The organism is Streptosporangium sp. NPDC000396 (genome assembly GCF_042898655.1).
Taxonomy (GTDB): domain Bacteria; phylum Actinomycetota; class Actinomycetes; order Streptosporangiales; family Streptosporangiaceae; genus Streptosporangium.
Window position 1 is genome coordinate 184293 of the sequence record NZ_JBIAZA010000017.1, and the last position, 25757, is coordinate 210049.

The 25757-nt window shown below is 68.6% G+C and carries 17 protein-coding genes; 11 read left to right on the plus strand and 6 right to left on the minus strand.

Annotated elements, in window-relative coordinates:
- Window position 1: 1 nt before the first annotated feature.
- From ACFY2X_RS27060 to ACFY2X_RS27070, 3 genes are all read left to right on the plus strand, one after another.
- Window positions 2–613, plus strand: coding sequence for a DUF4142 domain-containing protein (locus ACFY2X_RS27060; RefSeq protein WP_389942859.1), 612 nt, complete (start codon window positions 2–4; stop codon window positions 611–613).
- A gap of 118 nt (window positions 614–731) precedes the next feature.
- Window positions 732–2759 carry a protein kinase gene (locus ACFY2X_RS27065; protein ID WP_389942862.1) on the plus strand — a complete coding sequence of 676 codons (2028 nt, stop codon included), beginning with the start codon at window positions 732–734 and terminating at the stop codon, window positions 2757–2759.
- 7 nt (window positions 2760–2766) lie between these two features.
- Window positions 2767–4779 carry a protein kinase gene (locus ACFY2X_RS27070; protein ID WP_389942865.1) on the plus strand — a complete coding sequence of 671 codons (2013 nt, stop codon included), beginning with the start codon at window positions 2767–2769 and terminating at the stop codon, window positions 4777–4779.
- Window positions 4780–4865: 86 nt separating this feature from the next.
- On the opposite strand, the gene ACFY2X_RS27075 is transcribed toward ACFY2X_RS27070, so the two are convergent.
- Window positions 4866–6089 (minus strand): cytochrome P450, encoded by a 1224-nt coding sequence (locus tag ACFY2X_RS27075; protein ID WP_389942868.1) that lies wholly within the window; start codon window positions 6087–6089, stop codon window positions 4866–4868.
- 130 nt (window positions 6090–6219) lie between these two features.
- Complete coding sequence (locus ACFY2X_RS27080; protein ID WP_389942871.1) at window positions 6220–8298, minus strand: alpha-galactosidase; 2079 nt, start codon at window positions 8296–8298, stop codon at window positions 6220–6222.
- A 104-nt stretch (window positions 8299–8402) separates the two neighbouring features.
- Here ACFY2X_RS27080 and ACFY2X_RS27085 point away from each other — a divergent pair, with 104 nt between their 5' ends.
- The 6 genes from ACFY2X_RS27085 to ACFY2X_RS27110 all read left to right on the plus strand — a co-directional run bounded on the left by ACFY2X_RS27085 (window position 8403) and on the right by ACFY2X_RS27110 (window position 16869).
- Window positions 8403–9608: an ROK family protein gene (locus ACFY2X_RS27085; protein WP_389942874.1), complete on the plus strand. Its 1206-nt coding sequence runs from the start codon at window positions 8403–8405 to the stop codon at window positions 9606–9608.
- A gap of 73 nt (window positions 9609–9681) precedes the next feature.
- Window positions 9682–10950 carry an ABC transporter substrate-binding protein gene (locus ACFY2X_RS27090; protein ID WP_389942877.1) on the plus strand — a complete coding sequence of 423 codons (1269 nt, stop codon included), beginning with the start codon at window positions 9682–9684 and terminating at the stop codon, window positions 10948–10950.
- Between the two features lies 1 nt (window position 10951).
- Window positions 10952–11923 carry a carbohydrate ABC transporter permease gene (locus ACFY2X_RS27095; RefSeq protein ID WP_389942880.1) on the plus strand — a complete coding sequence of 324 codons (972 nt, stop codon included), beginning with the start codon at window positions 10952–10954 and terminating at the stop codon, window positions 11921–11923.
- Window positions 11924–11925: 2 nt separating this feature from the next.
- Window positions 11926–12753 carry a carbohydrate ABC transporter permease gene (locus tag ACFY2X_RS27100; protein ID WP_389942883.1) on the plus strand — a complete coding sequence of 276 codons (828 nt, stop codon included), beginning with the start codon at window positions 11926–11928 and terminating at the stop codon, window positions 12751–12753.
- A 120-nt stretch (window positions 12754–12873) separates the two neighbouring features.
- Window positions 12874–14745, plus strand: coding sequence for a glycoside hydrolase family 5 protein (locus tag ACFY2X_RS27105; RefSeq protein ID WP_389942886.1), 1872 nt, complete (start codon window positions 12874–12876; stop codon window positions 14743–14745).
- Between the two features lie 12 nt (window positions 14746–14757).
- Window positions 14758–16869 carry a phosphocholine-specific phospholipase C gene (locus tag ACFY2X_RS27110; protein ID WP_389942889.1) on the plus strand — a complete coding sequence of 704 codons (2112 nt, stop codon included), beginning with the start codon at window positions 14758–14760 and terminating at the stop codon, window positions 16867–16869.
- Window positions 16870–17122: 253 nt separating this feature from the next.
- On the opposite strand, the gene ACFY2X_RS27115 is transcribed toward ACFY2X_RS27110, so the two are convergent.
- Complete coding sequence (locus ACFY2X_RS27115) at window positions 17123–17764, minus strand: hypothetical protein (RefSeq protein WP_389942892.1); 642 nt, start codon at window positions 17762–17764, stop codon at window positions 17123–17125.
- A gap of 442 nt (window positions 17765–18206) precedes the next feature.
- Between ACFY2X_RS27115 and ACFY2X_RS27120 the strand changes: the two genes are divergently transcribed.
- A complete protein-coding gene (locus ACFY2X_RS27120) occupies window positions 18207–18758 on the plus strand; it encodes a hypothetical protein (RefSeq protein ID WP_389942895.1) in 552 nt (183 codons plus the stop codon).
- A 180-nt stretch (window positions 18759–18938) separates the two neighbouring features.
- On the opposite strand, the gene ACFY2X_RS27125 is transcribed toward ACFY2X_RS27120, so the two are convergent.
- Window positions 18939–21395 (minus strand): FAD-dependent oxidoreductase, encoded by a 2457-nt coding sequence (locus ACFY2X_RS27125; protein WP_389942898.1) that lies wholly within the window; start codon window positions 21393–21395, stop codon window positions 18939–18941.
- A gap of 31 nt (window positions 21396–21426) precedes the next feature.
- Complete coding sequence (locus ACFY2X_RS27130; protein WP_389942901.1) at window positions 21427–22359, minus strand: phosphotransferase; 933 nt, start codon at window positions 22357–22359, stop codon at window positions 21427–21429.
- A 369-nt stretch (window positions 22360–22728) separates the two neighbouring features.
- Between ACFY2X_RS27130 and ACFY2X_RS27135 the strand changes: the two genes are divergently transcribed.
- The gene (locus ACFY2X_RS27135; RefSeq protein ID WP_389942968.1) at window positions 22729–23481 is read left to right on the plus strand and encodes an HAD family hydrolase; all 753 of its coding nucleotides are present in this window, start codon (window positions 22729–22731) and stop codon (window positions 23479–23481) included.
- A 5-nt stretch (window positions 23482–23486) separates the two neighbouring features.
- Here the strand turns inward: ACFY2X_RS27135 and ACFY2X_RS27140 are convergent, their stop codons facing one another.
- Window positions 23487–25037: a glycosyl hydrolase family 18 protein gene (locus tag ACFY2X_RS27140; RefSeq protein WP_389942904.1), complete on the minus strand. Its 1551-nt coding sequence runs from the start codon at window positions 25035–25037 to the stop codon at window positions 23487–23489.
- Window positions 25038–25757 lie beyond the last annotated feature (720 nt).

The window sequence follows — 25757 nt, forward strand, 5'->3', positions numbered from 1 at the left end:
CATGATTCGAAGAATCATCGTCTTACTGACCGTCGCGATGGTCGTGCTGGGCGGCGCCGCAGCCGGAGCTGTCGCAGCTCAGCCGGAGCTCAACGAGCAGGACAAGATATTCCTGGTCCAGATACATCGGATCAACCTGACCGAGATCCAGGCGGGGAAGCTCGCCGAGCAGCGATCGACGGATCGAAGCATAAGCGACGTCGGGAAGACACTGGTCGATGACCATACGAAGCTGGACGAGAGCGTGCAGCAGGTGGCCGAGAAGGCCAAGGTGCCGTTGCCCAATAATCCGAACGCCAGACAGCGTGAGGATCTCGCGGAGCTGTCGAGGCTGACCGGGCAGGTTTTCGACAACGCATGGCTGGACGCGATGATCGCCGGCCACCGCCTGGCCCTGGTCCGCCTGGAGCAGGAGGCGAACATGGGTTCCTCTCCTGAGGTGAAGAAGCTCGCCGAGGACGCCAGGCCCGTGGTGCGGGAGCATCTGAGCATGCTCAGGAAGGCACGCGGCGGCGTCATGAGCCCCAGTCCCAGCCCCAGTCCCACCGAGAGCATGACCCCGGGTCACGAGGAGAGCGGAAGCCCCGCTCCCAGCCCCGGTGGTACCGGGTGAGTGACGGAACGAGGAGAGGAGGCATTCCCGCCCGCGGGATGCGATGGACTTGCCGTCTCGGCGCTCCATGCGGATAGATTGATGATCTACGGACGAGCTCTTTAAGGAGAAGCCCGGTATGCCGGAGGTCATCCCCCTAAGCCATGATGATCCGCCTTATTTAGGCGAATATCGGATTGTCGGGAAACTCGGCGAAGGTGGGAAGATCACCGTCTACCTGGCAACGGGACCGGGAGAGGAGCGCGTCGCCGTCAAGCTCGTCCATGCCGGTCTGACCGGAACCGAGCGGTTCCTGCACAAGGTCGAGGAGCTGCGGCAAGTATCCGCCTTCTGCACGGCACAGGTCATCGAGACCGGCCTGTCAGGCGACCGGCCGTACGTCGTCAGCGAATACATCGACGGCCCGACTCTACGCGAGGCCGTCGAGGACGACGGCCCGCTGCGTGGCACGGCGCTGCACCGGCTCGCGATCGGTACCATGACGGCCCTGGTCGCCATCCACCAGGCCGGGGTCGTCCATCGCGACTTCAACCCGGGCAGCGTGCTGCTCGGTCCGGACGGGCCGAGAGTGATCGACTTCGGCATCGCCGAGGCGCTCGAATCCGGTGCCGCCAGCACCACGCGGTCGGTCGGCACACCCGCCTACCTGACACCGGAACAGCTGGAAGGCGAGGCCGTGGGACCGGCCGCCGACCTGTTCGCGTGGGGTTCCACGATGCTCTTCGCGGCATCCGGGCGGCCGCCCTTCGAGGGCGGCTCCATGTCGGCGACGATCAACCGGATCCTCCGGAGCGAACCGGACCTCACCTTTCTCGACGACGATCTCCGCGGTCTGGTGGCCGACTGCCTGGCCAAGGACCCCCTCCACCGGCCGACCGCGAGCGACGCCCTGCTCAGGCTGGTCGGTCACTCCCAGATCTTCGCGACAGCCGGGCCGGTCCTTCCCGCGCCCGCCTCCGCCGGGCCGGACCTCAGTTCCGCCCCGCCGCCCGATCCGGCCACGCGCGTACAGCTGCCGCCCCCGGCCCAGCCGGATCGGCGCCGCCGCTCCCTGCTCCTCGGCGCCGCCGCCGTGGCCATCGCACTCGTCTCCGGCGGCACCGTCTACGCGCTGACCTCCCGCACGGTTCCCGCCCCCGTGACCGCGCCGCCCCCCACGCCGGTTCCCTCCCCGTCCTCCGTCGTCATCCAGGCGTCGCCGTCGCCTCCCCCGGCGGCCACGAAGACGGTGAAGGTCCCCGAGACGCAGCTCACGCTGCACGAGAACCCGGCGGATCCGGTACGGCTGGTGTCCTACTTCATCACCGACCACAACAAGAAGGCCCCGGTATACCGCACATACGCGCGCGACCCGGGAGGTGACACGTTCCGCACGGTCGCGCAGAACGCCGACTACGGCGATCCCACGATCTCCCCGGACGGCAAGTGGATCGCGGTGAACACCTGGTTCAAGTTCGCCGCGTCGAGCTATGACTACGTCACCTTCATCAACCGGGCCACCGGCGAGAAGTTCTCGGTGGACACGCTCAAACAGCCGCTGAGAGGACTCTCGGGAACGTGGAGCCCGGACAGCCGGCGCCTGCTCCTCACCTTCTACAACTTCGACGTCAAACAGAAGGTGCAATATCCCGCGGGGTTCGTCGTCGTGGACGTCGGCACCCGGAAGGCGACCATCGTCATGACCGACGACCAGCGGGACGGCTACGGCAACTTCGACTGGAGCCCCGACGGGACCCTCGTCGTCGGGGCCTACGAGCACAAGAAGCCGAGGTTCGGCCTCCGGTTCCGGGACCAGAACGGGAGGATCGTGCGAACGATGCCCTGGGTGGGACTGATCCCCGGCCCCGGGATCTTCTCCCCCTCGGGCACCCGTTTCTACACCTACTGCCCCGAGAGCACGGGCAAGCAGAACGCCGCGTGCGTGTGGGACGCCAAGACCGGCGACAGGGCGGTCACGGTCCCGATCTGGAACGGCGACACCGCGATAGCGGGCTGGTGGGACGAACACCACCTGATCGTCGTCGATCCGCGGAAAGACCCGCTCAAGTACGTCGTCATGGATCTTCACGGCAAGGTGGTCCGCGACCTGGCGGAGATCCCGAAGAAGAACACCAAGCTCGTCCAGTTCAGATTCGCCCCGAAGTAAGCCGCCCATGACGAACCTCCTTCCTCTGCGCGCCGACGACCCCTCGCACGTGGGCGCCTACGAACTCCTCGGGCGAATCGGTGAGGGCGGTCAGGGCTCGGTTTTCCTGGGCGCCTCATCCACCGGCGGCCGGGTCGCCGTCAAGCTGCTGCGCCAGGGTCCGGGCGGAGGGGAGGAGCAGGCGGGCACGGCGCCGGGATCTCTCCTGCGGGAGATCGAGATCCTGCGCCGGGTGGCCCCCTTCTGCACCGCCCAGGTCATCGAGACGGGCACGCTGGGCGCCCAGCCGTACATCGTCAGCGAGTACATCGAAGGACCCACGCTCCAGCAGGTCGTCGACATCGAGGGCCCGCTGCGTGAGGCCCGGCTTCGGCGGCTCGCCGTGGGCACGATGACCGCGCTGAGCGCCATTCACCGCGCGGGTGTGGTGCACCGGGACTTCAAACCGAGCAACGTCCTGCTCGGCCGGGACGGGCCCCGGGTGATCGACTTCGGTATCGCCCGGGCGATGGACACCTCGGTCACCGGTTCCGGCGTGGTGGGCACACCGCCGTACATGGCGCCGGAGCAGCTCGAATCCGCCCTGGTGGGACCGCCGGCGGACCTGTTCGCCTGGGGCTCGACCATGGTCTTCGCGGCGACCGGAAAGCCGCCGTTCGGCACCGACTCGCTTCCGGCGATCGTCAACCGGATCCTGCACAGGGACCCCGACCTCGGTGACCTCGACGGCGACCTGCGTGATCTCGTGGAGGAGTGCCTGTCCAAGGACCCCGGGCGGCGTCCCTCCGCGAAAGAGGCGCTTTTGCGCCTGCTCGGCGCGCGCGAGCGGCGGCTGGACGGCGATCTGCTCACCGCGGGGACGGCTGTCGCCTCCGGAGTCTCCGGAACGGCCGGGGCGGCCGGGGTCGTCGAGGGCGCCACCGTGCCCGCTGACCCGCACGCCCGGCGGCGTCGCAGGAGAGCGCGTCTCGCGGGGGTGGCCGCGGCGGTGGCACTGCTGTCCGGCGGGGCGGTGTACGCCATGGTCGGCGGCGGCTCGACCTCCCGCAGGCCGGAGGCTTCCGGGACCCCCACTCCGGTCGCGGTCCGGGAGGTCACGGACGCGCCCGCCGCCCCGGCGAAAGAGATCCGGCTCCCCGAGGTGAAGGCGAGGCTGCACGAGAGCCCCGGCGACCCGGTGCGCGTGACGTCTTTCATGCACCTGAGGACGGATGTTTCGAGCTCCTACGCGCGCGACGCGAAGAGCGGGGACTTCCAGTCGGTCGGCCCTTTCCAGGAGCCGTTCGTCTCACCCGACGGAGCCTGGACGGGGATTCTGCCCTGGGTCAAGGCGAACACGCCCGGTCCCTACGACTCCGTACGGCTGATCAAACGGGCCACCGGCCAGGAGTTCATGGTGCGCACCGTGAGCAAGCCGCTGACGAACTACTACCCGTTCTGGTCCGCGGACAGCAGGCGGGTGCTGCTGACGACCTACGACGAGTCCTCCGGCACGAGGCAGGCCGTCGGGTTCGTCATCGTCGACGTGGCGACGGCCAAGGCGACGATCGTTTCGGTCGACACCGGAGGGATCGGAGCGTTTCCCTTCATGTGGGCCCCGGGCGAGTCCACCGTCGCCGTGCGCTTTCCGGGCGGCTCGGGTGCCGGCCTGCGTTTCTTCGATCTCAGCGGGAAGACGGTCCGCACCATCCCGGCGGTGGGTGAGCCCAGCAACGGTGAGAACACGTTCTCGCCGGCCGGGAAGCAGTTCGCCACGACCTGCCCCGACCGGGTCGCGTCCGTGTGCCTGTGGGACACCGCGACCGGCCGGCGGCAGGCGACGCTCCCGGCACCCGCGCTGAACAGGCTCGTCGGCTGGTACAACGACGCCCACCTCATCCTGATCGACCGGACGAGGGACCCTCGCCGGGTCGTCGTCGTGAACACGAAGGGGAAGGTCGTCCGGGTTCTCGCGGACATCCCGGCGGGCGAGCTCGAAGGGGCGGGGGAGCACTTCATCCCGCGTTACACGAGAGGCTGAACGGCGCCGTCACCCGTGAGGCTGACGGTCCCGTCACCGGAGAGGCCGGCGGCGCCGGCCCCGCGGATGCCGAGGGCCCCCGCCCGCTACCAGGTGACCGGCAGGTGGGTGAAACCTCCGGTGAGGGAGGCCCTGCGTTCCGTCAGCTCTTCGACGGGCACGGCGAGGGCCAGCGTGGGGAATCGGCTGAACAGGGTGCCGAACACCGACCGCAGCTCCACGCGGGCCAGACTCGCCCCGATGCAGTAACGGCCCGCGTAACCGAACGCGAGATGCGGGTCGTCGGGGGTGCGGCCGATGTCGAACCGGTCGGGTTCGGAGAAGACCCGCTCGTCGCGGTTGGCCGACGTCGGGGCGATGAGCACCGCCTCGCCGCGTCGGATCGTCACGCCGCCGATGGTCACGTCCTCGTGGGCGTACCGGGGGATGCCGTGGTTGCCCGGCGCCGCCATCCGCAGGATCTCCTCCACAGCCGAGGCCGCCAGCGACGGGTCGGCGATCAGGGCGTCGCGCTGTGCCCGGTCGGACAGCAGCAACAGCACGCCGTAGTCGATCCGGTTGACCGTCGTCTCGTGGCCGGCGAACAGCAGCCCGGCGGCGAGCGTGGCGATCTCCTCGTCGGAGGCGTCCATGGTGGCCATGTCGGAGAACACGTCCTCGGCCGGGTTCGCCCGCTTGCTGACGATGATCTCCCGGGTGTAGTCGCCCAGCTCGGTCATCGCCGCCTCGGCCCGTTCCGGATCGCTCAGGTCCGTCATGGCGTCCGCCAGCTTCCTGAAGTGTTCCTGGTCACCGTACGGCACGCCGAGCAGCTCGCAGATCACCAGCACGGGCAGCGGCAGGGAGAGCATCTCGTGCAGGTCCACCGGGGGCGGCAGCTCGGCCATGTGGTCGAGCAGGCCGTCGACGAGCTGCTGGACGTGCGGCCCCAGGGCGCTCATCCGACGCGCGGAGAAGGCCGGGGCGAGCATGCGGCGCATCCGCTCGTGCTCGGCCTTCTCGGTCTCGATCTCGCCACGCGGGCCGCCGAGCAGCACGGAGCCGGAGATCCGGGCGGCCTGGTCCGGGTCGGGGGACGAGCGGCCGAGACGCTGGTCGGCGAAGGCCTGCCTGGCCTCCTCGTAGCCGGAGACCAGCCAGGCGAGGTCGCCCGCCTGGGTGCGGACCCGGGTCACCGGCTCGGTGGCCCGCAGCGTGCGATACTTCTCCGGCACGTTGAGCGGGCTGCTCCGCTCGAAGGGCAGTTCGGGCAGGTCGGCCGGTCCGGTGGGACCGGCCTGGCCGGTGTGGTCGCTGATCCGATCGTCCATGGCCGGAGGCACCCCTTGGGCTCGACGGCAGAGCTTTCTTCGAACGTGTCATTTACCGGCGAATCCGGCAAGACGACACGGCATCGTTCAGCTCTGAGCTTGATCACGTTTGGCGCGCCGAGATCCTGTTTCAGGGAAGGCGGGTCAGGCGGACCAGCGCGCTGGCGTACCCGGTGCCCGGCAGTTCGAGAGGGAGACCGTGGGCCAGGAGGACGGCCCCGTGGTGGACGGTCCCGGTGTCGTCGTCGCGGTAGCGGGCGTCCGGCTCCAGAGCGCGCAGCCGCAGGGGGAGGGGCGAGACGCCGAAGGGGGCCGGAAGCCGCCAGGCGAGCACGACGACCCGGTCGTCCGCGACGTACTGCACACCGGACAGCGGCGGCTCACCCAGCCGGTACTGCACGCCGTGCTGCACGACCGGGCGGATCTCCTTGTAGAGCGCGACGAGCTCCGCGGCCTCCTTGCGTTCGTCGGCGCTCCAGCTCAGCAGGTCGCCGCCGAGGCCCAGCACTCCGGCCATGGCCACATGGAACCGGAACCGCAACGGCAGGTCCCGGCCGGTCAGGAAGTTCGGGCTGTCGGTGACCCAGGCCGCCATCGTCCGCGCGGGATAGATCTGCCCGTACCCGTGCTGGATCGCGATCCGGTCGACGGCGTCGGTGTTGTCGGAGGTCCACGCTTCGTCGGTACGGCGCAGCACGCCCAGGTCGACCCGGCCGCCGCCGCCCGCGCACGCCTCGATCCGCAGCCGGGGGTGATCGGCGCGCAGCCGGTCCATGACCTCGTAGACGCCGCGCACGTGATCGGTCCACACCCGGTCAGGATCGCCGGATCCGGGGCGCCCCGCCTCGGTGAAGGCCCGGTTCATGTCCCATTTGAGGAAGTCGATCTCGTGCTCGCTCACCAGCCGGTCCAGCCAGTCGTGCGCCCACGCGGTCACCTCGGGCCGTCCGAAGTCGAGCACCAGCTGGTTGCGGAGCAGCGTGCGGCGCCGGTCCGGCTGATGCAGCACCCAGTCGGGATGGGCGCGGTAGAGGTCGCTGTCGGGGTTGACCATCTCCGGCTCCACCCAGATCCCGAACCGCATGCCGAGCCGGTGCACCTCGGCGATCAGCGGGTTCAGCCCCGCGGGGAACTTGCCGGGGTTGGGCACCCAGTCGCCGAGCCCGGCGCCGTCGCTGTCGCGTGCGCCGAACCAGCCGTCGTCCATGACGAACAGCTCCGCGCCGGCCTCGGCCGCCAGCGCCGCGAGCCGCTTCTGCCCCTGCTCGGTCACCGCCCAGCCGGTCGCCTCCCACGAGTTGTAGACCACCGGCCGCAGCTCGGACCCGGCGGGCAGCACATGCCGTGCGATGTGGGCGTGCCAGGCCCGGCTCGTCCCGCCGAACCCTCCGGCGCAGTACAGGCCCGCGAACACCGGCGTCTCCAGCGACTCGCCCGGCTCCAGCCGCCAGGCGACGCCCTCGTGGCCGAACCCGCCGGTCCAGCACAGCCGCTCGGCGGGTGAGCGGTGCAGCGTGACCCGCCAGCTGCCGCTCCAGGCCAGCGCGGTGCTCCACACCTCGCCGTGCTCCTCGCCCGCACCACCGTCGTCGATCATGACCCACGGGTTGACGTGATGTCCTGAGATGCCGCGCCTGCTCGTCAGCACGATCTCCCCGCCGGGGACGGGCTCGCGGCGCAGCCGGAACTCGCTGCTCCACGCCCCGGTGACCTGGCTCAGCCGGTAGTCCCGCAGGCGGGGAACGCTCCAGGAGGCCGAGTCGGCGCGCGACAGCTCCAGGGGGGCGCCCGTCCCGGTGTGCCGGAGCACGGTCCACCGCTCCAGCACGTCACTGTCCTCGTGCACCCTGTAGTGCAGCTCGGCCGCGAGCGGGTAGTGCCGGTCGTGCAGCAGGATCGTCAGATGCCCGCCGTCCACCACGTGTCCGTCGGAGCGCCACTCGATCTCCCGTGCGCCGCCGGGGAAGCGGACCTGCAGGGCGGACGGCCCGAACCCGGTGACCGGAAGCTCCGTCTCGTCCGCCCGCGGGTGCTCGAAGCTGCTGTCCGCGGGATTCCGGAACCGCGGTACGGCCGCCGCCTGCGCAAGGGTCAGGGGCCGCCCCCAGTGCACGTGCCGGGGCGTGCCGTCTTCGTCCAGCCGCAGCGCGTACGCGGTCGCGGGCGTGCTGAGCAGCCAGATCCGGTGCTGGGGGTCGAACTCGATCATGGTGAGGCTCCTGGCGGGAGGCAGTGACGGTACGGAAGCGTAGAGCCTGAGCCGTCGAAATTAAATTCTTGACGAAGTTAATTAATTAACCCTACGGTAACGGTATGTCAGGGAGCCAGAACTCAGGGGTGCCCATCACCAGCCCCGCCGCCGCCGCGGTCTTCACCATGGTCCTCACCCGGGGCCCGGTGAGCCGGGTCGACGTCTGCCGGCTCACCGGCCTGTCGTCGGCGGCCGTGACCAAGGCTGCCCGCCCCTTCATCGAGGCGGGCTACCTGCGGGAACTGGCCTCCGCCGAGCGGACCGCGCCCGGCGCGGGCAGGCCCGCCAGCCCCCTGGCGGTCGTGCCGGAGCGTGAGTACTTCGTCGGCATCAAGATCACAGGTGATGATCTCATCGGTGTGGTCACCGACCTCGGCTCCCGGATCGTCGCCGCCCGTCACCACGCTGTGCCCGGCTTCGATGTGCGGACCGACGCCCCCGCGGCCCCTCTGGAACCCGCCGACGTGGTCGCGGCCATCGCCGCGCTCGTCACGGATCTGCTGGACGAGCACCCCGACTTCCGGGAACGGGCGCACCGGCTCGGCGTCGCCATCTCCGGCGACGCCGACCGCGACACCGGCACCGTCCGCTACTCGCCTTTCCTCGGCTGGCGGGACGTCCCTCTCGCCGCCCTGCTGGACGAGGCCACCGGGCTCACCACGACCCTGGAGAACGACGTCAAGGCCCTCGCGGTGGCCGAGCAGTGGTTCGGCGAAGGCGTCGGCGCGTCCTCCTTCGCCCTGGTCACCGTGGGCACCGGCATAGGCAGTGCGTTCGTCGTCAACGGCGGTCTCGTCTCCGGCGCGTTCGGCGTGTCGGGAGAGATCGGCCATGTGCCGATCGGCATCGAGGGGCCGCGCTGCCACTGCGGCGCGACGGGTTGCCTGGAGGCGCTGGCCTCCACCCAGGCCCTGCTCACCGAGGCCCGCCGCGCCACCGGTGTGGAGGGCCTTACCATCGAGCAGGCGGTCGGCCTGGCCCGCTCCGGCGACCAGGTGCTCCGCAAGGTCTTCGCCACCGTCGGCCGGGCCGTCGGACTCGGCCTGGCCGTGGTGGCGAACCTCCTCGGCCCCGAACGGCTCGTGGTCTCCGGCGAAGGCCTCGACGCCTACGACTTGTTCGAGGAGTCGATCCGTGAGGCGTTCGCCGTCCAGACCTACGGCAGCGCGGGGCGGTGCGGTCTGGTCATCCGCCCGCTGCCGTTCGAGGAGTGGGCGCGTGGCGCGGCGGCGGTCGCCATCCAGTCTCTTGTCACACCATCCAGTTAGCAGCATCTCAGCGCAAAGGTCCGTCCTGCGGACCCTCGGGTTACGGTGCCTCTCCCGAAAGGAACCCCCCAATATGAGCAGCATCATGACGTCCCGCCGAGCCTTCCTGAGCGGGTCGCTTCTCTTCGTCGGCGGCATGGCCCTGGCGGCCTGCGGCAAGGACGACGCCGTCAAGGCCGGGGCGAAGATCACGCTGGAGCAGTGGTACCACGCCTACGGCGAGGCCGGCACCCAGCAGGCCGCGATCCGGTACGCCAAGGAATACACCAAGGCCAACCCGGACGTCGCGATCAAGGTCACCTGGATCGCGGGCGACTACTCCGCCAAGCTCCACTCGACGCTGCTCACCCCGCAGGCGCCCGACCTGTTCGAGATCGGCGACTTCCAGTACATCGACGTCAAGAACGGCCTGTTCGCGCCGCTCGGCGACATCGTCAAGGGCCAGGAGAACGAGTACGCCAAGGCGTCGCTGGACTCCGCCACGGTCGACGGCAAGCTGTACGGCCTGAAGATGATGGACGACGCGATGGTGCTGTACTACCGCAAGAGCGTCCTGGAGAAGGCCGGGATCACCCCGCCGCAGACCTACGCCGAGCTGGCGGCCGCCGCCAAGAAGCTCACCACCCGCGCGCAGAAGGGCCTGTTCATCGGCTCCGACGGCCTTGGCAACGCCCCCTACCTGATGCTGTGGTCCAACGGCGCCGACCTGCTCGACGCCGAGGGCAAGAAGGTGGTCTTCAACTCGCCCGAGGGCATCGCCGCGATCTCCGCCCTCAAGCAGTTGCACGACGACAAGTCGCTGCTGCAGGACTTCACCACCGACTGGTACGACCCCGGCGCGTTCATCCAGGGCGCCACGGCCATGCAGTGGTGCGGCCTGTGGGCCATGCCCGCCATCAAGAAGGCGCTCGGCGACGACTTCGGCGTCGTCGCGTGGCCGAAGTTCGGCGACGCGGGCAAGCCCGTCTCCCGCACCGGCGGCTGGTTCGCGGTCGCGGGTGCCAAGGGCAAGCACGTCGAAGAGGCCAAGAAGTACATCGAGTGGCTCTGGATCAAGCAGGAGGAGCTGCAGAAGGACTGGTGCGTCAGCTACGGGTTCCACATCCCGGCGCGTAAGAGCCTCACCGCGAAGACCACCGAGTTCACCTCCGGCCCGGCCAAGGACGCCGCCGACATCCTGGCGAACAGCGGCAAGGTCTATCCGAACTTGTGGAACACCGCGATGGACACCCTGTTCGCGCAGGCCGTCCTGAAGATCGCCAAGAGCGGAGGCGACGCCAAGGCGCTGCTCGACGAGGCCGCGACCAAGTGCCAGGCCGAACTCGACAAGCAGCTGGCCTGAGATGTCCGACACCGTCACGACCGGGCGGGCGGCGACCGCCGCCCGCCCGGCCGGAGTCCATCCCGTCCGCCGCAAACGGCGGACCGACTGGCGGGCGGTGGGGGCCTTCACCCTGCTGACCGCGCCCATGATCATCGGCCTCGGCCTGTTCAAATACATCGCCATCGGCTGGAGCTTCCTGCTCAGCTTCAGCGATGCGCGTGGCACCGTCGACCTGGGTGACTGGGTCGGCCTGGAGAACTACACGTTCCTGCTCGAGGATGAGGCGTTCCGGTCGTCGATGACCGGGATCGTCGTGTTCACGATCTTCATCGTCCCGGTGACGTTCGGCATCTCGCTCGGGCTCGCCGTGCTGCTGAACGGGCTCCGCCGCGGCCGGGCCTTCTTCCGCACCACCTTCCTCATCCCGGCCGCCGTCTCCTACGTCGCCGCCGCCCTGATCTGGAAGATGAGCCTGTTCAACGGCCTGCCGTCCGGCGTCGCCAACACCATCGGCGGGTTCTTCGACTGGGACGTCCAACCGTGGATCTCCAGCACCGATCCGCCCCTGTACTGGATCGTGATCGTCACCCTGCGCCTGTGGCTCCAGGTCGGCCTCTACATGATCCTGTTCCTGGCGGGCCTGCAGGCCATCCCGGTTCACCTGTACGAGGCGGCCGCGCTGGACGGCGCGTCCCGGTGGCGCCAGTTCCGGCACATCACCCTGCCGATGCTGCGCAACACCTCGGTGGCGATCCTCATGCTGATCCTCATCGCCGCGTTCCAGGCCTTCGACGAGTTCTACAACGTGTTCGGCACCGCCGCCGGCAGCTCCGCCGCCCCGGTACGGCCGCCGCTGGTCTTCCTGTACGACTCCGCGCTCAAGGACCAGAACTACGGGGTGGGCTCGGCCGGAGCGTTCCTGCTGACCCTGCTGATCGTCCTGGTGACCCTGCTGCAGGGGCGCCTCGTCGGGTTCGGCCGGAAGGACTGACCATGCGCAAGAACCTCGGGACGGTCCTGACCTATCTGGTCGTCGGCGTCGCCGCCGTGCTGTTCCTGGTGCCGTTCTACCTCATGCTGCGTGCCGCCATGATGACCGGGACGCAGGTCACCGACCCGGACTGGCACTGGCTGCCCGACCCGTTCAGCCTCCAGGGCTTCACGGACCTGTTCGACGACCCGTCGCTGCCGATGGGCCAGGCGCTCTGGAACTCGTTCCTCATCGCGATCATCACCGCGCCGGTCTCCGTCATGCTCGGCTCGATGGCCGGCTACGCCCTGGCCCGCATCCCGGTGCCCGGCCGCGGGGCGGTCATGAGCTTCGTCATCGTCACCCTGATGATCCCCACCTCGGCCACGTTCGTGCCGAGCTTCGTGCTGGTCAGCGCGCTGGACGGGGTCAACACCCAGTGGGGTGTCATCGCGCCCGGCCTGTTCAACGCGTTCTCGGTGCTCCTGTTCCGCAACTTCTACCTGAAGTTCCCGCAGGAGATCGAGGAGGCGGGCCGTCTGGACGGCCTCGGCTACCTCGGCGTGTACTGGCGGCTCGCGTTGCCCAACTCGGGCGCCATGCTCGCCTCGCTGGGCGCGCTGTCGTTCATCGAGAGCTGGAACGCCTTCCTCTGGCCCCTCGTCATCGGCCAGGACCCGAGCTCGTGGACCGTGCAGATCGCGCTGTCCACCTTCCTCACCTCTCAGATGATCAACCTTCCGGCGCTGTTCGCCGGCGCCGTCGTCACGATTCTTCCGCTGGTTCTGATCTTCCTGGTCGCTCAGCGTTACATCGTCCAGGGAATCGCCGCCAGCGGAATGAAGGACTGAATCCCGTGGCCGTCATCGATCGCTATGACGGCCCGGGCTTCGGCGGCGATCCGAACGGATCGCCCTTCACCCCCCGCGACGTCGCGATCCTCGCGCGTCAATCCCCCTAAAGGTGTTCTCATGAGAGCAAGAGCACTGCTGGCGGTTCTCGCCGCCACCTTCAGCGGCCTGGTCGCGGTTCCCCATCCCGCGGCCGCCGCCGAGCCGTCCCCCCTCGCCGCGTCCTGGGAAGGACCGCTCAGCACCCGGGGCCGCTACATCGTGGACGCCACCGGCAAGCGGTTCAAACTGCAGTCCGGCAACTGGCACGGTGCCAGCGGCACCTGGACCGGCAGCGGCGACGACGAGGACCCGGCCAACAACTACGCCTCGGAGACCTCCCATCGGGTGCCGCTGGGCCTGGACCGGGTTCCGATCAGCAAGCTGATCGCGGATTTCCACACGCTCGGCGTCAACAGCATCCGGCTGCCGTTCTCCAACGCGATGATCACCGACGCGCGGCCCGTCACCGACGCGGGCGTGGCGGCCAACCCGCAGCTGCGCGGTCTGACTCCCCTCCAGGTCTACGACAAGGTCGTCGAGGCGCTCACCGCGGACGGGCTCGCCGTCATCCTCAACAACCACACGACCACCACCCGCTGGTGCTGCGGCGTCGACGGCAACGAACGGTGGAACAGCAGCCAGACCACCCAGAAATGGCTGGACGACTGGGTGTTCATGGCCAAGCGGTACCGGGCCAACAAGCGGGTCGTCGGGGCCGACCTGCGCAACGAAGTACGCCGGGACACGTGGGACAACCCCAACTGGGGGATGGGCGACGACCACGACTGGGCGGCCGCCGCCCAGCGGGCGGGGGACCGGATCCTCACCGAGGCCAACCCGGACATGCTGATCATGATCGAGGGGATCAACTGGTCGGGCATCCCCGTCGACGGGGTCTGGCATGACAGGCCGCTCCTCAAGCCGGTCAGGACGCTCTCCCAGACTCTCGTCCGCTCGCACAAGCTCGTCTACGCCACCCACTTCTACGGCTACACCGGCCCGCAGCACACCGGGGCGGACGGGCTCGGCGAGACTCATGACTACCGCTACCGGGAACTGAGCCGCTCCGACCTCTTCGCGGTCATGCGCGACACCGGAACCTACGTGGCGACCACCCCGGACCGGCACTTCACCGCCCCGGTGTGGATCAGCGAGTTCGGCGTCGGCAAGGTCGCCACGGACCAGGACAAGGCGTGGTTCGGCAACATGGTCGACTTCCTCATCGAGAACGACACCGATTTCGCGTACTGGCCGATGGTCGGCTTCCAGAACAACGACCAGGGCAACACCTGGGGTCTCGTCCGCTACGCCACCAACGGCGGGCTCCGCAGCGTGCTCGACACCGACGACTGGCGGGGAACGCACTGGCGGCGCCTGATCGCGGCCACCGGATACACCGGACAGGTCAACCCCGTCCGCGCCTGGTCCATGCTCCAGGGCATCCACACCGACGCGAACCAGTCCGCGCGGATGCGGGCCCGGGGCGACTGGGACCAGGGCGCGCACAAGCTGTCCTGCCCGGACGACCAGCGCATGATCGGCATCAGTCAGAAGGGCCAGGGCGGCCTGTGCACCGACGCCGGAGTGGCGGACCTGTGGTCCTCCGGCACGGCCACCGTGGTGACCAGCGAGAACGTCACGACCGACTGGGCGACCGGGTTCACCAAGTACCAGTGCCCCACCGGCCAGTTCATGATCGGCTACAGCCTGCGCGGGGACAAGGTGTCGGCGGTCCTCTGCGCCCCCGGACGGACCCCGCTCGCCGGGGCCGGACGGACGCTGTGGGATGACCGGGGCGACAGCCGTCCCACCTCAGGCGAGGGCGGCGACTACGCGGCCGGCTACCACAAGGCGCAGTGCGCCTCCGACGAGTACGCCGCCGGGATCGCGTTCTCCTACAGCGTCGGCCGCTACGGTACCCCCGACGCCCTGTACTGCCGCAAACTCTAAAAGAAGGTCCCCTTGTCCGCTCTTCCCCCGTCCCTCCAGGCGGCCCTGGCCCGGCCCGTGCCGCCCGGAGGGCTCGACTCCCTCAAGCACGTCGTGTTCTTCATGCAGGAGAACCGATCCTTCGACCACTACTTCGGGACGCTGCGCGGCGTGCGCGGGTTCGGCGACCGCAACGCCATCACGCTGCCGGACGGGCGGCCGGTGTTCGACCAGTCCGGGGTGCTTCCCTACCCGGTGCGCGCCGGGACGGGCGAGCGGGACCTGGGCGACGGCGACCTCCAGTATGTCGAGGGTGTCGACCACGAATGGGACACGGGGCAGCGGACCCGGGGCGGCGGCTGGCACGACGGCTGGATCGCGGGCAAGGGGCCCGGTGCCATGGTCCACTTCGACCGCCGTGACCTGCCGTTCCAGTTCGAGCTCGCCGACACCTTCACGCTGTGCGACGCCTATCACTGCTCGATGTTCGGGCCGACGAATCCCAACCGCCTGTATCACTGGTCGGGGACCGTCGGGCACGAGCCGTCCGGGCGGCGCACCACCGCCAACGACGCCTGCGAGGAGGACACCCATCCCGGCTACGCGCACACCTCCTACCCCGAGCGGCTGACGGCGGCGGGCAAGACGTGGCGGGTCTACCAGGAGTGGGACAACTACCAGTGCAACTCGCTGGAGTACTTCACCTCCTTCAAGGAGATCGCGCGCAAGGCCCTGAGGCACACGCCGTACCGGAGCCTGCACTCCTTCCACACGTCGGTCGCGCGGCTGCCCGCGGCGGAACGGGAGGAGATGCTCGCGGCGCTGGAGAAAGGGGTCGCGGAGCTCGCCCCGGCCGACCTGGAGGCCTACGAGCGAGGACTGCGCAGGGTCGCGCCAGGGCGGCTCGCCGCGTCCTTCCGCGCGGACGTGGCCGGGGGACGGCTTCCGCAGGTCTCCTACATCGTCGCGCCCGAGGCGTACTCCGAGCACCCGGACCCGTCCAGCCCGGCGCACAGCGCCAGCCTCGTCTACGAGATCCTGGACGCGCTCGCCTCGCACCCCGAGGTGTGGGAGCGGACGGCCCTCTTCCTCACCTTCGACGAGAACGACGGCTTCTACGACCATGTGCCGCCGCCGCTGCCGCCGGAGGGCACCGAGGGGGAGTTCGTCGACGGGCTCCCGATCGGGCTCGGTTACCGGGTGCCGACAACGGTCGTGTCACCGTGGACCGTCGGCGGATACGTCTGCTCGGAGGTGTTCGACCACACCTCCACGATCCGGTTCGTGGAACGCTGGCTCGGCGTCGCGGAGCCGAACATCAGCCCGTGGCGCCGGCGCGTCGCCGGTGACCTCACCTCGGCGTTCGCCTTCACCACGGACACGGCACCGGACACCAACACGGACACGGCACCGGACACGGTCAGGGGCACGGACGCGGCCATGGCGACGGCGACGGACACGGCCGGGGGCACGGACAGGGGTACGGATACGGGTACGGCGCTCGCACCGGAGGCCGGTGCGGCCGTGACCGTTCCCCCGTTCCGCGTGCGCTGGCCGGCGACGCCGCCCGCCGTACCGCGGCTGGCCGCGCAGGAGCCTGGCACCCGGCCCACCCGGCCGCTGCCCTACCGGTCCGAGGCGTCCGCCGTCCTGGAAGACGACGGGCTGGTCGTCACCATGACCGACACCGGGGAGCGGGGCAGCCATTTCGCGCTCTACCCGTACGCGGGGGAATTCGCGTTTCCCCGGCATTTCGACGTGCTCGGCGCGCAGGCCGTCACCGTCCCGTTCGAAGCGGACACCTACCGGCTGGTCCTCACCGGCCCGAACGGGTTCCGGCGCGAATTCGCCGGAACCGGGACCGGCGCCGCCGCCCGGGTGGAGATCACTTCTCGCGGCGAGGGACACAGGCTCACGATCACGATCGCCAACCCGGGACCGGCCGCATTGACGTTCGCACTCGAAGCGCTGGCCTACGGTACCGGCCGGCGCGACGTGCCCGTCGCCGCGGGAGGCCGGGCGGTTCTGGAGTGGGACACCGCCTCAGGCTGGTATGACCTGCGCCTGACGGCCGAGGAGGACCCGTCCTTCCACCGCCGTGTGATGGGCCACCTCGAGAACGGCTCCGCCGGCATCTCCGGCTAGGGTCTGGTTCGATTCTGTGGCGGACTCTGGATCCGCCGACGAGTCCAGCCCCGCGCCTCGCGGGACACCGTTGGCGAATTCGGGGTGGGGGTGGGTCAGCGGCAATGGCTGCCCGCCCACCCCTCAACCTCGGCGCAGAACCATGTCTCTGATTTCGGGTCTCTGTCGTCCAGGGCTCTCTGTCAGACGATGGAAGCCCGATCACTCCTAGCCATTTTGCTCCGGGTGACGCCGATCCGAGTGGAGGGCCTCCTTAGTCGCAAACTCCCTGGAGGGTGCAGACCTTCTCTGCCATCTTGCGCGCGGGGACAGGCAAGTCATCCGGGCCGTCCAGCACCGATTCATCAGAGGAGGTGTAGACGAACAGGGCGCTCCCGCGGCGGGCGGCCACCGCGCCGACCTTCATGTCGTACGAGACTGCCAGATCGCGCTCTCCCGCCACCCAGATGGCTTCGTCGCCGATGCCCTCAAGTGCCCTCCCGGCGGGGTTCACGCTCTTGACACACTCCCGCAGCCTCGCCATGACCTCGCTCGCAGCCTCCTTGCTCCGATAGAGGGCGAGCTGTTCGCTGCCGTACTCGGGGGCCGAAGTGGTGTAGACGATCGTTCGCATGGCGGTACGCCCTTCGGCGTCCCTCTCGGTGCCGCAGGCGCCGACCTCGAGCGGGCCGGACAGTTTGTCGTTGAGTCTCACCCAGCTCTCCTCGGGCTCGTCCGGTGAGATGGTAGGTGTCTTCCTGGCATATGGCTCACCCAGGAGGAAACCCTGAGGGATTTCGCTCGCCACCCTGGTCTCGCTCGTCGCGGCTCCCGTCGCGGTGAGCCCCGTGCTGCAGCCTTGCGCGCTCGCCAGCAGGGCCAGCGCCGCACCCGCCAAGATCTTCCGCCTGAACATTCCTTCATGATCGCAAATCCTTCCCTTAGGTGCCGGATAACGTGCGCGAGTCACACAGTGATCGTCTACGCAGACAGGCAGATCAGCGAGTTCCGCGACCGGCCGGTCAAGGGCGGGGCGGAACAGTGGATCCTGGACGCGGAGCCGGAATGAGCCACCGCCGCCGGATCGCTGAAGACGACCGGCTGGGCGCGGCTGACTCGCGTTTCTCACTTTGCAGCTCTCCGTCCTGCCGCATCGAGCGGCAGAACGGATTCGCCAACAGTGCCCCTCGCAGTGCGGGGCCGGATTCCTCACTGTTAGGTAAGTCGAATTTCTCCATGTCTGGAGGTTTGCTGAGCGGGCGGCTGAACGCAGTCCGGCTCAATCACCGAAGAAAGGTGTTTTCCGCATGTCACACACATCTGCCTGGAACGATCCAAAAACTACGGTGGATCAGCTCGTGACCTGGATCGCGGATCAGCCCTTCAGCAAGAACAGCAACTTCACGGTCGCCGTCTACGGCGCGAACGACCTCATCATCACCAAGGTCGGTGGGATCACCGACAAGGCCGACGCCGCCCAGCAGATCTTCGCCGAGATCAAGTCCCAGTCCATGCACACGGGCCGCAGGATCTTCCTCGCACAGAGCTTCACCACCGACGGGTCGGTCAGCAACCACGCAGAGATGTGCATTCTGGCCGCCGTCGGCGCCGAGAACATCACTTACATCCGATGCACCGCACCCAACTGCAAGTTCTGCAAGGAGACTCTCCAGGCCTACAAGGTCAACAACGGCAACGCGGGGCCGCTCGACGGCAAGTCGCAGGTCGGCTGGCGTCATCCCTTCCTCCGGATCTCCTTCGGCACCCAGCTCCCCGGCACTCCGGACCAGCAGCTCGACGAGCTCAAGGAGATCCACAGGACCGGAGAGGTGCCCGCCAGGCCCGCCTACGGGCAACGCTCCTCCGGCGACCCGGCGTCGGGCAACTTCTTCGAGGTGACGTTCGACTAGGGCCTGCCCCAGGAGTGGGGTGATCCGCTCCCGGGCCGCCCGGCCGTCCTGAACCGATCTGGGCCCGTTACCCGCTCCCGGAGGGTCTCGGTGAAACGCAAGAGACGCCCGGCCGGGAAATCCGGCCGGGCGTCTCACCGTCAATAAATGATCACCCTATTGCGAGGATCCCGGCGGGGGTCAGCGCCTGATCTTGTCGGAACCGGGGTCGAACGGGGGCCGCAGGTGCAGCGTCGCGGGCCGGACATCGCCGCCGACATTGATCTCGTAGGTGCCCGAGGTCAAGTAGTCGTCGGTCACCACGTTCCTGCCGTCCCGCCGGATGTAGGCGAGCCCGACGCAGGATCCCGTGGTGGCGGCCCAGGCCGCCGAGCTGACCTGGCCGACCGCCACGCCGTCGCGCAGGACCAGCTCGCCGCCCCACATCATGGTGTCGGGGTCTTCGAGCACGAAGGACACCAGCCTGCGTCGCGGCCCTTCCGCCCTGGCCTTCTCCACCGCTTCCCTGCCCTGGAAGGGAATGTCGGTTTTGAGCTTGCAGGCGAACAGCAGCCCGGCCTCCACGGGGTTGTAGTCGGGGGTCAGGTCGGGTCCGAAGGCCCGGTACCCCTTCTCCAGCCGGAGCGAGTTGATGGCGTAGTAGCCCGCGTCGACCAGGCCGAACTCGCGCCCGGCCTCGGTCAGCAGCTCATAGACGCCGACGGCGAACTCCGTGGGCACGTAGAGCTCCCAGCCGAGCTCGCCGACGTAGGTGATGCGGGTGGCCCTGACGGTGTAGTAGCCGAGGTCGATCTCCCGGCTGGCGCCGAACGGGAACGCCTCGTGGGACAGGTCGGTGCGGGACAGCTTCCCGAGCAGCGCCCGTGCCTGCGGGCCCATGACGCCGTACACCGCGTAGGCCGAGGTGACGTCGACGACCGTGACGTGAGAGCCGGGCTTGATCTGCCTGGTGATGTAGTCGAGGTCTCGCAGGACCGAGCCCGAACTGGTCACCCACAGGAACTCGTCATGGGCCAGCCGGGTGACGGTGACGTCGGCCTCGTAGCCGCCGCGCGCGTTCAGCACGCCGGTGTAGACCGCCCGGCCGGGTTCGACGGCGATGTCGGCGGTGCACAGCCACTGCAGCAGGTCCTCGGCGTCGCGGCCCTTGACCAGCAGCTTCCCGAAGGAGGTCTGGTCGAACAAGGCCACCTTCTCGCGCGTCGCGAGGTGTTCCGCGCTGGACCAGGGCAGCCAGTTCTGCTTGCCCCAGGAGTATTCGATGACGGGTTCCGACCCGGGAGGCGCGAAGAAGTTGGCCCGCTCCCACCCCATCTTCGAGCCGAACGAGGCGCCGGCGTCCCGCAGCAGGTGGTAGGCCGGGGAACGGCGGAAAGGCCGGGCCGTGTCGAGCTCGCGATTGGGCCAGGGCACCTGGTAGTGCAGCCCGAGAACCTCGCCGACGCGGTCGCGCAGCCACTGGTTGTTGCCGTTGAAGCGCCCGAAGCGCCGGATGTCGACCCCTCCGAGGTCGCTGGTCGGCTCGCCGTTGACGATCCATTCGGCGAGGGCGCGCCCGGCGCCGCCGGCGGAGGCGATGCCGACGGAGTTGAAGCCCGCCGCGACGAAGAAGTTTCTGACCTCCGGTGCCTCGCCGAGGACGAACTGGTTGTCCGGGGTGAAGCTCTCAGGTCCGTTGTAGAACTTCTTGATGCCGGTGTGGTGCAGGGCGGGGATGCGCTGCAGGGCGTTCTCCATCAGGATCGAGAAGTGGTCCCAGTCCTCCTCCAGCAGCTGGAACTCGAACGGGTAGGGGAGCTCGTCCGGGGAGACCCACGGCTTGGCCTCCGGTTCGAAACCGCCGACGACCAGGCCGCCGACCTCTTCCTTGAAGTAGGTGTATCCGTCGGGGTCGCGCAGGACGGGGAAGTCTCTTCGCACCCCGTCTATCTGCTCGGTGACCACGTAGAAGTGCTCGGAGGAGTGCAGCGGCACGGTGACGCCGCACATCGCGCCGACGGCCTTGGCCCACTGGCCGGCGCAGTTGACGACGATCTCAGCCTCGATGTCGCCCCGGTCGGTGGAGACTCCGGTGACCACGCCGTTCTCGGTGGTGACGCCGATCACCCTGGTCCGTTCCACGATCACGGCACCCCTGTTCCTGGCGCCCTTGGCCAGGGAGGAGGTCACGTCCGTGGGGTTGACCGTGCCGTCACCGGGCAGCCAGATCGCGCCGAGGAGATCCTCGGTCTCCAGGATGGGGTAGAGCTCCTTCGCGCGGGCGGGGCTGATCAGCTCGCATTCGAGGTCGAACGCCTCGGCGGTCGCGGCGGTTCTCCTCAGCTGGGTCATGCGGTCCTCGGTCCTGGCCACCGTGACACCGCCGCAGCGTTTGTATCCGGTGGCCAGCTCCGTCTCGGCCTCCAGGCGGCTGTAGAGGTCGGCGGAGTACTGGGCGAGGCGGGTCCCGCTCTCGGTGGCGCGAAGCTGCCCGACCAGCCCGGCGGCATGCCAGGTGGTGCCGCAGGAAAGCTGCCCCTGCTCCAGCAGGACGAGATCGGTCCATCCCAGTTGGGTGAGGTGGTAGGCGACGCTTGTGCCGATGACACCGCCACCGATGATGACCACACGGGCGCGGGTGGGCAGTACCGGGCTCATTGCGTGTTCTCCTTTGATCGATCGGTGCTGCTCAGTCGGTGCGCTGGACGTCGTCGAGCAATCGGGCGAAATCACCGCCGCGGAACATCTCCACGGCGGCCTCGTATTTCTCCATCCCCCACGACCAGAAGTCGAAGTCCAGCTCGCTGGTCGCGTCCTGGATCGATGCCCACAGGGTCCAGCCGTACTTCGACATCAGTCCCTGCAGCAACGCCCGCGCGATCTTGTTGCGCAGCGGGCGCCCGTAGTAGGCGGTGACCAGCTCTTCGAGCTGGTCGAGCGAGAGATGGCATTCGCTCCAGATGTTGCCGAGTTCGAAACAGGCGTCGTTGTTGCCGGAGTACTCGTAGTCGATGAGCCACACCTGGGAGCCGTCGTCGACGAAGTTGCCGGCGAGCAGGTCGTTGTTGCACGGGACCGTGGGCTCCTGCCGTACGGCGAGGGCCGCGCGGATGTCGGCGCTTTTCGGCATGAGGTCGAGGTAACCGCCGGGCAGCCGGAAGCCGCGCTCCCGGACGACGGCGAGGTAGTCGCTCTGGATCCGGAACATGTCGAAGTCGTTGACGAAACGTTCGCCCTGGTGAAGGCGGCGGACCGACTGCGCCGCGCGCCGGATGTTGCCGGGGACCCGGAAGCTCTCGTCGGTGAAGGTGACTCCGTCGATGAAGCCGATGACGAGGGCGCCGTGCGCGGGCAGGTAGTCGATCACGGGTGCCCCGACGCCGCTCCCGGCGGCGGAGACGGAGTTGCGGAACTCGTTGAACCGGTCGATCGCCAGCAGGTCCGCCTGGCCGGGCGACATCCGCACGACGTAGGCGCCGTCGGACGTGACGACCTTGTAGTTGCGGTTGGTGAGACCACCGGACAGTTCGGTGACCTGGTAGGGCCTGCCGCTCAGCACCGCGAGGCCGTCGAGTGCCTGTCGCAGGGAGGAGTCGGGCGTCTCTGCCGTCGGCTTGTCCATACGCGGTGCGATCCTCACTCGTCTGTCCTGAGGCGGGACCCGGTCGTGATCAGGGCCCGGCTTCTTCGTGGTCGGAGTCCGGTTCGTCCCCGTGCGGGTCGCGGGCGACCTGCTCGGCCTGGATGTCCGGGGACGCTACCAGCGAATCCGTGCCCTCAAAAGGTCTAGACAGAAAAATTTCAGCAGACATGGGGCGAACCCTGCCGACCGGCAGGGGAGCGGGTGGGCCGGGCGTCGTAAGAGCCCTACTGTCTAGACGTTTTAGCGGTCGTGCGTTTACTCTCGCAGGGCGTTCACAACGTGCGGCGCCTCCCGGCTCGGGCGGCCGCCGGTGGGCTATCCCCTGACGGCGGCGAGGGTCACGTGAGCATGAAGGAAACCCCGGTGACGGCACTCGGCGCCGTGATCGCCTCCTGGGCCGCCAGGCCCGGACGCGGTGTCATCTTCGACTTCAACGGCACCCTGTCCAACGACGAGCCCCTGCTGCTCCGGATCTTCACCGAGATGTTCCTCGAACGCCTCGGCTGGACGATGACGCCGGAGCACTACTACCTCCACCTGGCCGGCCGGAGCGATCGCGAGATCATCGACACGGTCGTCGCCGAGATCGGCGGCGGGGACGGGGAACTCGCCGCCCTCATGCTGGAGGAGCGCCGCCGGCGCTACCGCGAGCTGGTCGAGACGCGTTCCCCGATCGAGCCCGCGACCGCACGGCTTGTGCGGCGGCTGGCCGACGACGGGATTCCCGTCGGAATCGTCACCGGCGCGCAGCGCGCCGATGTCGAGTTCGTGCTGCGGCACAGCGCGATCGCCGGGCTGATCGAGGTGATCGTCTGCGAGGAGGACGTGACGCGGGGGAAACCCGATCCCGAAGGATTCCTCGCCGGCGCCAGAGGTCTCGGGCTGGACGCGGCCGACATCCTCGTCTTCGAGGACTCGACGTACGGCCTGCGCGCGGCCAGGGCCGCCGGAATGCGCTGCGTCGGGATCGAGGGCACGAGAGACGGTGCCACTCTGGCGCACGAGGCGGACGCCGTGGTCGCCGAGCTCGGGCCGGAACTGCTCGACGCCGGCGACCGTGCCGATCACGACCCGCTGGACGTCCGCGGCCCGCGCGTCTAGATCCTTCAGCGGCCCTGCAATGCCTTGACGTTGTCGCCGAATGTCCAGCCCTTCGACCCGTCCCAGTTGATGGACCAGGTCATCAGTCCCTTGAGGCTGCCGCTGAAGTTGCTCCAGCTCTGGGACACCAGGGAGGGGGACATGTAGCCGCCTCCGGCTCCGCTCTGGGCGGGCAGGCCGGGGACCTGCTTGTCGTACGGAACCCTGATCGTCGTGCCCTGGATGACCAGGCCGTTGTTCAGGCAGGTGGTCTGGACGGTGAATCCCTGAACCGTGCCCGCGGAGTAGGAGTCACCGGAGCAGCCGTACATGCTTCCGTTGTAGTACTGCATGTTCAGCCACCAGAGGCGCCCGTTGTCGGCGTACTTCTTGATGATCGGCAGGTAGGCGCCCCAGATCGAGCCGTAGGTGACGCTGCCCCCGGTGACGTACGCCGTCTCGGGCGCCATGGTCAGGCCGAAGTCGGCCGGCATCCGGGCGAGCACGCCGTCGATGATGCGGATGAGGTTGGCCTGCGATGCGGAGAGCTGGTTGATGTTGCCGCTGCCGGTGAGGCCGGTCTCGATGTCGATGTCGATGCCGTCGAAGTTGTACTGCTTGAGGATCGGCACGATGGTGGCGACGAAGCGGTCGGCGACGGTGCTGGAGCTCAGGTCGATGCCGGCGGTGGCTCCGCCGATGGACATCAGGATCGTCAGGCCGGCGGCCTTGGCCTGGCACATCTCGGCCGGAGTGGCGACCTTGACGGTGGAGTCCATGCCGTCTTCCCACAGGACGGTTCCGTCGGAGCGGATGACCGGGAACGCGGCGTTGATCACGTTGTAGCCGTGGGCCCTGATGCGGGAGTCGGTGATGGGAATCCAGCCGAGCGGCGGGTGCACGCCGTTCGAGGCGCCGTCCCAGTTCTCCCAGTATCCCTGGAGGACCTTGCCCGTCGGCCTCGACTTCACCGCGCACGTCGTGCCCGGTGGGGTGGGGGTGGGCGTAGGAGTCGAGGTGGGCGTAGGAGTAGGAGTCGGGGTGGGCGTAGGAGTCGGGGTGGGGGTGGGGGTGGGGGTGCTGGACGGCGGGGTGCCGGGGCCGTCGAAGCTGACGTCGTCGGCGTAGTAGGTGCCCTGCCCGTACCAGCCGTGCAGGTAGACCACGGCGGTCGTCTGGCCGACCGCGGTGGTGAAGGAGACCGAGAGCTGTGTGTACGTCGTCGCGGACGCGGTCCAGGTGGACCCGCCGCCGTTCACGCCGAGGTAGACGTAGTTGCCGCGAACCCATGCGGTCAGGGTGTAGGCGGTGCTCGGCCTGACGGCCACCGACTGGGTGCACTCGGCCTTGTCGGAGGCGCTGGCCGCGCCGGCGAGCGCCTTCGTACCGGAACGGATCGGGGAACCGACCACCGACCCCAACCCACCGGTGCAGGACCAGGGCGGGAGTGCTCCGGTCTCGAAGCTCGGGTTCGCGAGAAGGTTGACGGCCTGAGCGGACGTCTGCGTGACGAGGACACCTATGACGGCCAGCAGTAGTGATACTGCCAGCGCCGGCAGGCGGGGGGTTCGTTTCATGGGGGACGACCCTTCTGTCGCCGGGTGTGGGGGTCACCGGGCATCGGTGGCGCGATCGGGGTCCGCGATCACGGCTTCTTATAGGAAAGTTTCCTAAGAGTTGGCGCGATCGTAGCCCCGGCTTCGCCCTCGGGCAAGGCCCAAAAGCCGGAAGGGCGCAAGGCCCGACGAACGCGGGCCACGCTCAGCGGTCAGTGGTCCGCAAAGCAGGCCCTGGGTCGGCCGGACTCAGCTCTGATCCGCATCTTATTGCCTTTTATGGGGAATTTTTCAGAACCATTCTTCGTGACCGACAGATGCGACAAGAAAATTTTTGCTAATTGTGTCGAATGTCCTGGTGGTCTCGTTGGTCGACATCATCTGAAGAAACTGTCCATGGAGACTCTCGACGGTCGCCTCGAGGCCGTCGAGTACGTGCACGCGCGTGGTCTCCTGTGCGCTGAGCCGGGCGAACGACACAATCCTGCCTGTCTCTTCGTCGAGAAGGCGGTGCTGGTTCGTCGAGAAGGCGGCGCTGGACCACGCGACCTCCAATGGGGGCGATCCGGAAATTCCAGCCTCAACACACCTTGGCGAGAACCGTCGTCGAACACGGATCCGCGCTGCCCGTTCCGGGATCGGAAGCGTTCGCCGTCGACGCCGTCGAATTCCTCTCCGCGGGCGTGCTGAATCTGATAATCGAAGACCTGAACATCTCCGCCGGCGAATCAGCGGAGACGG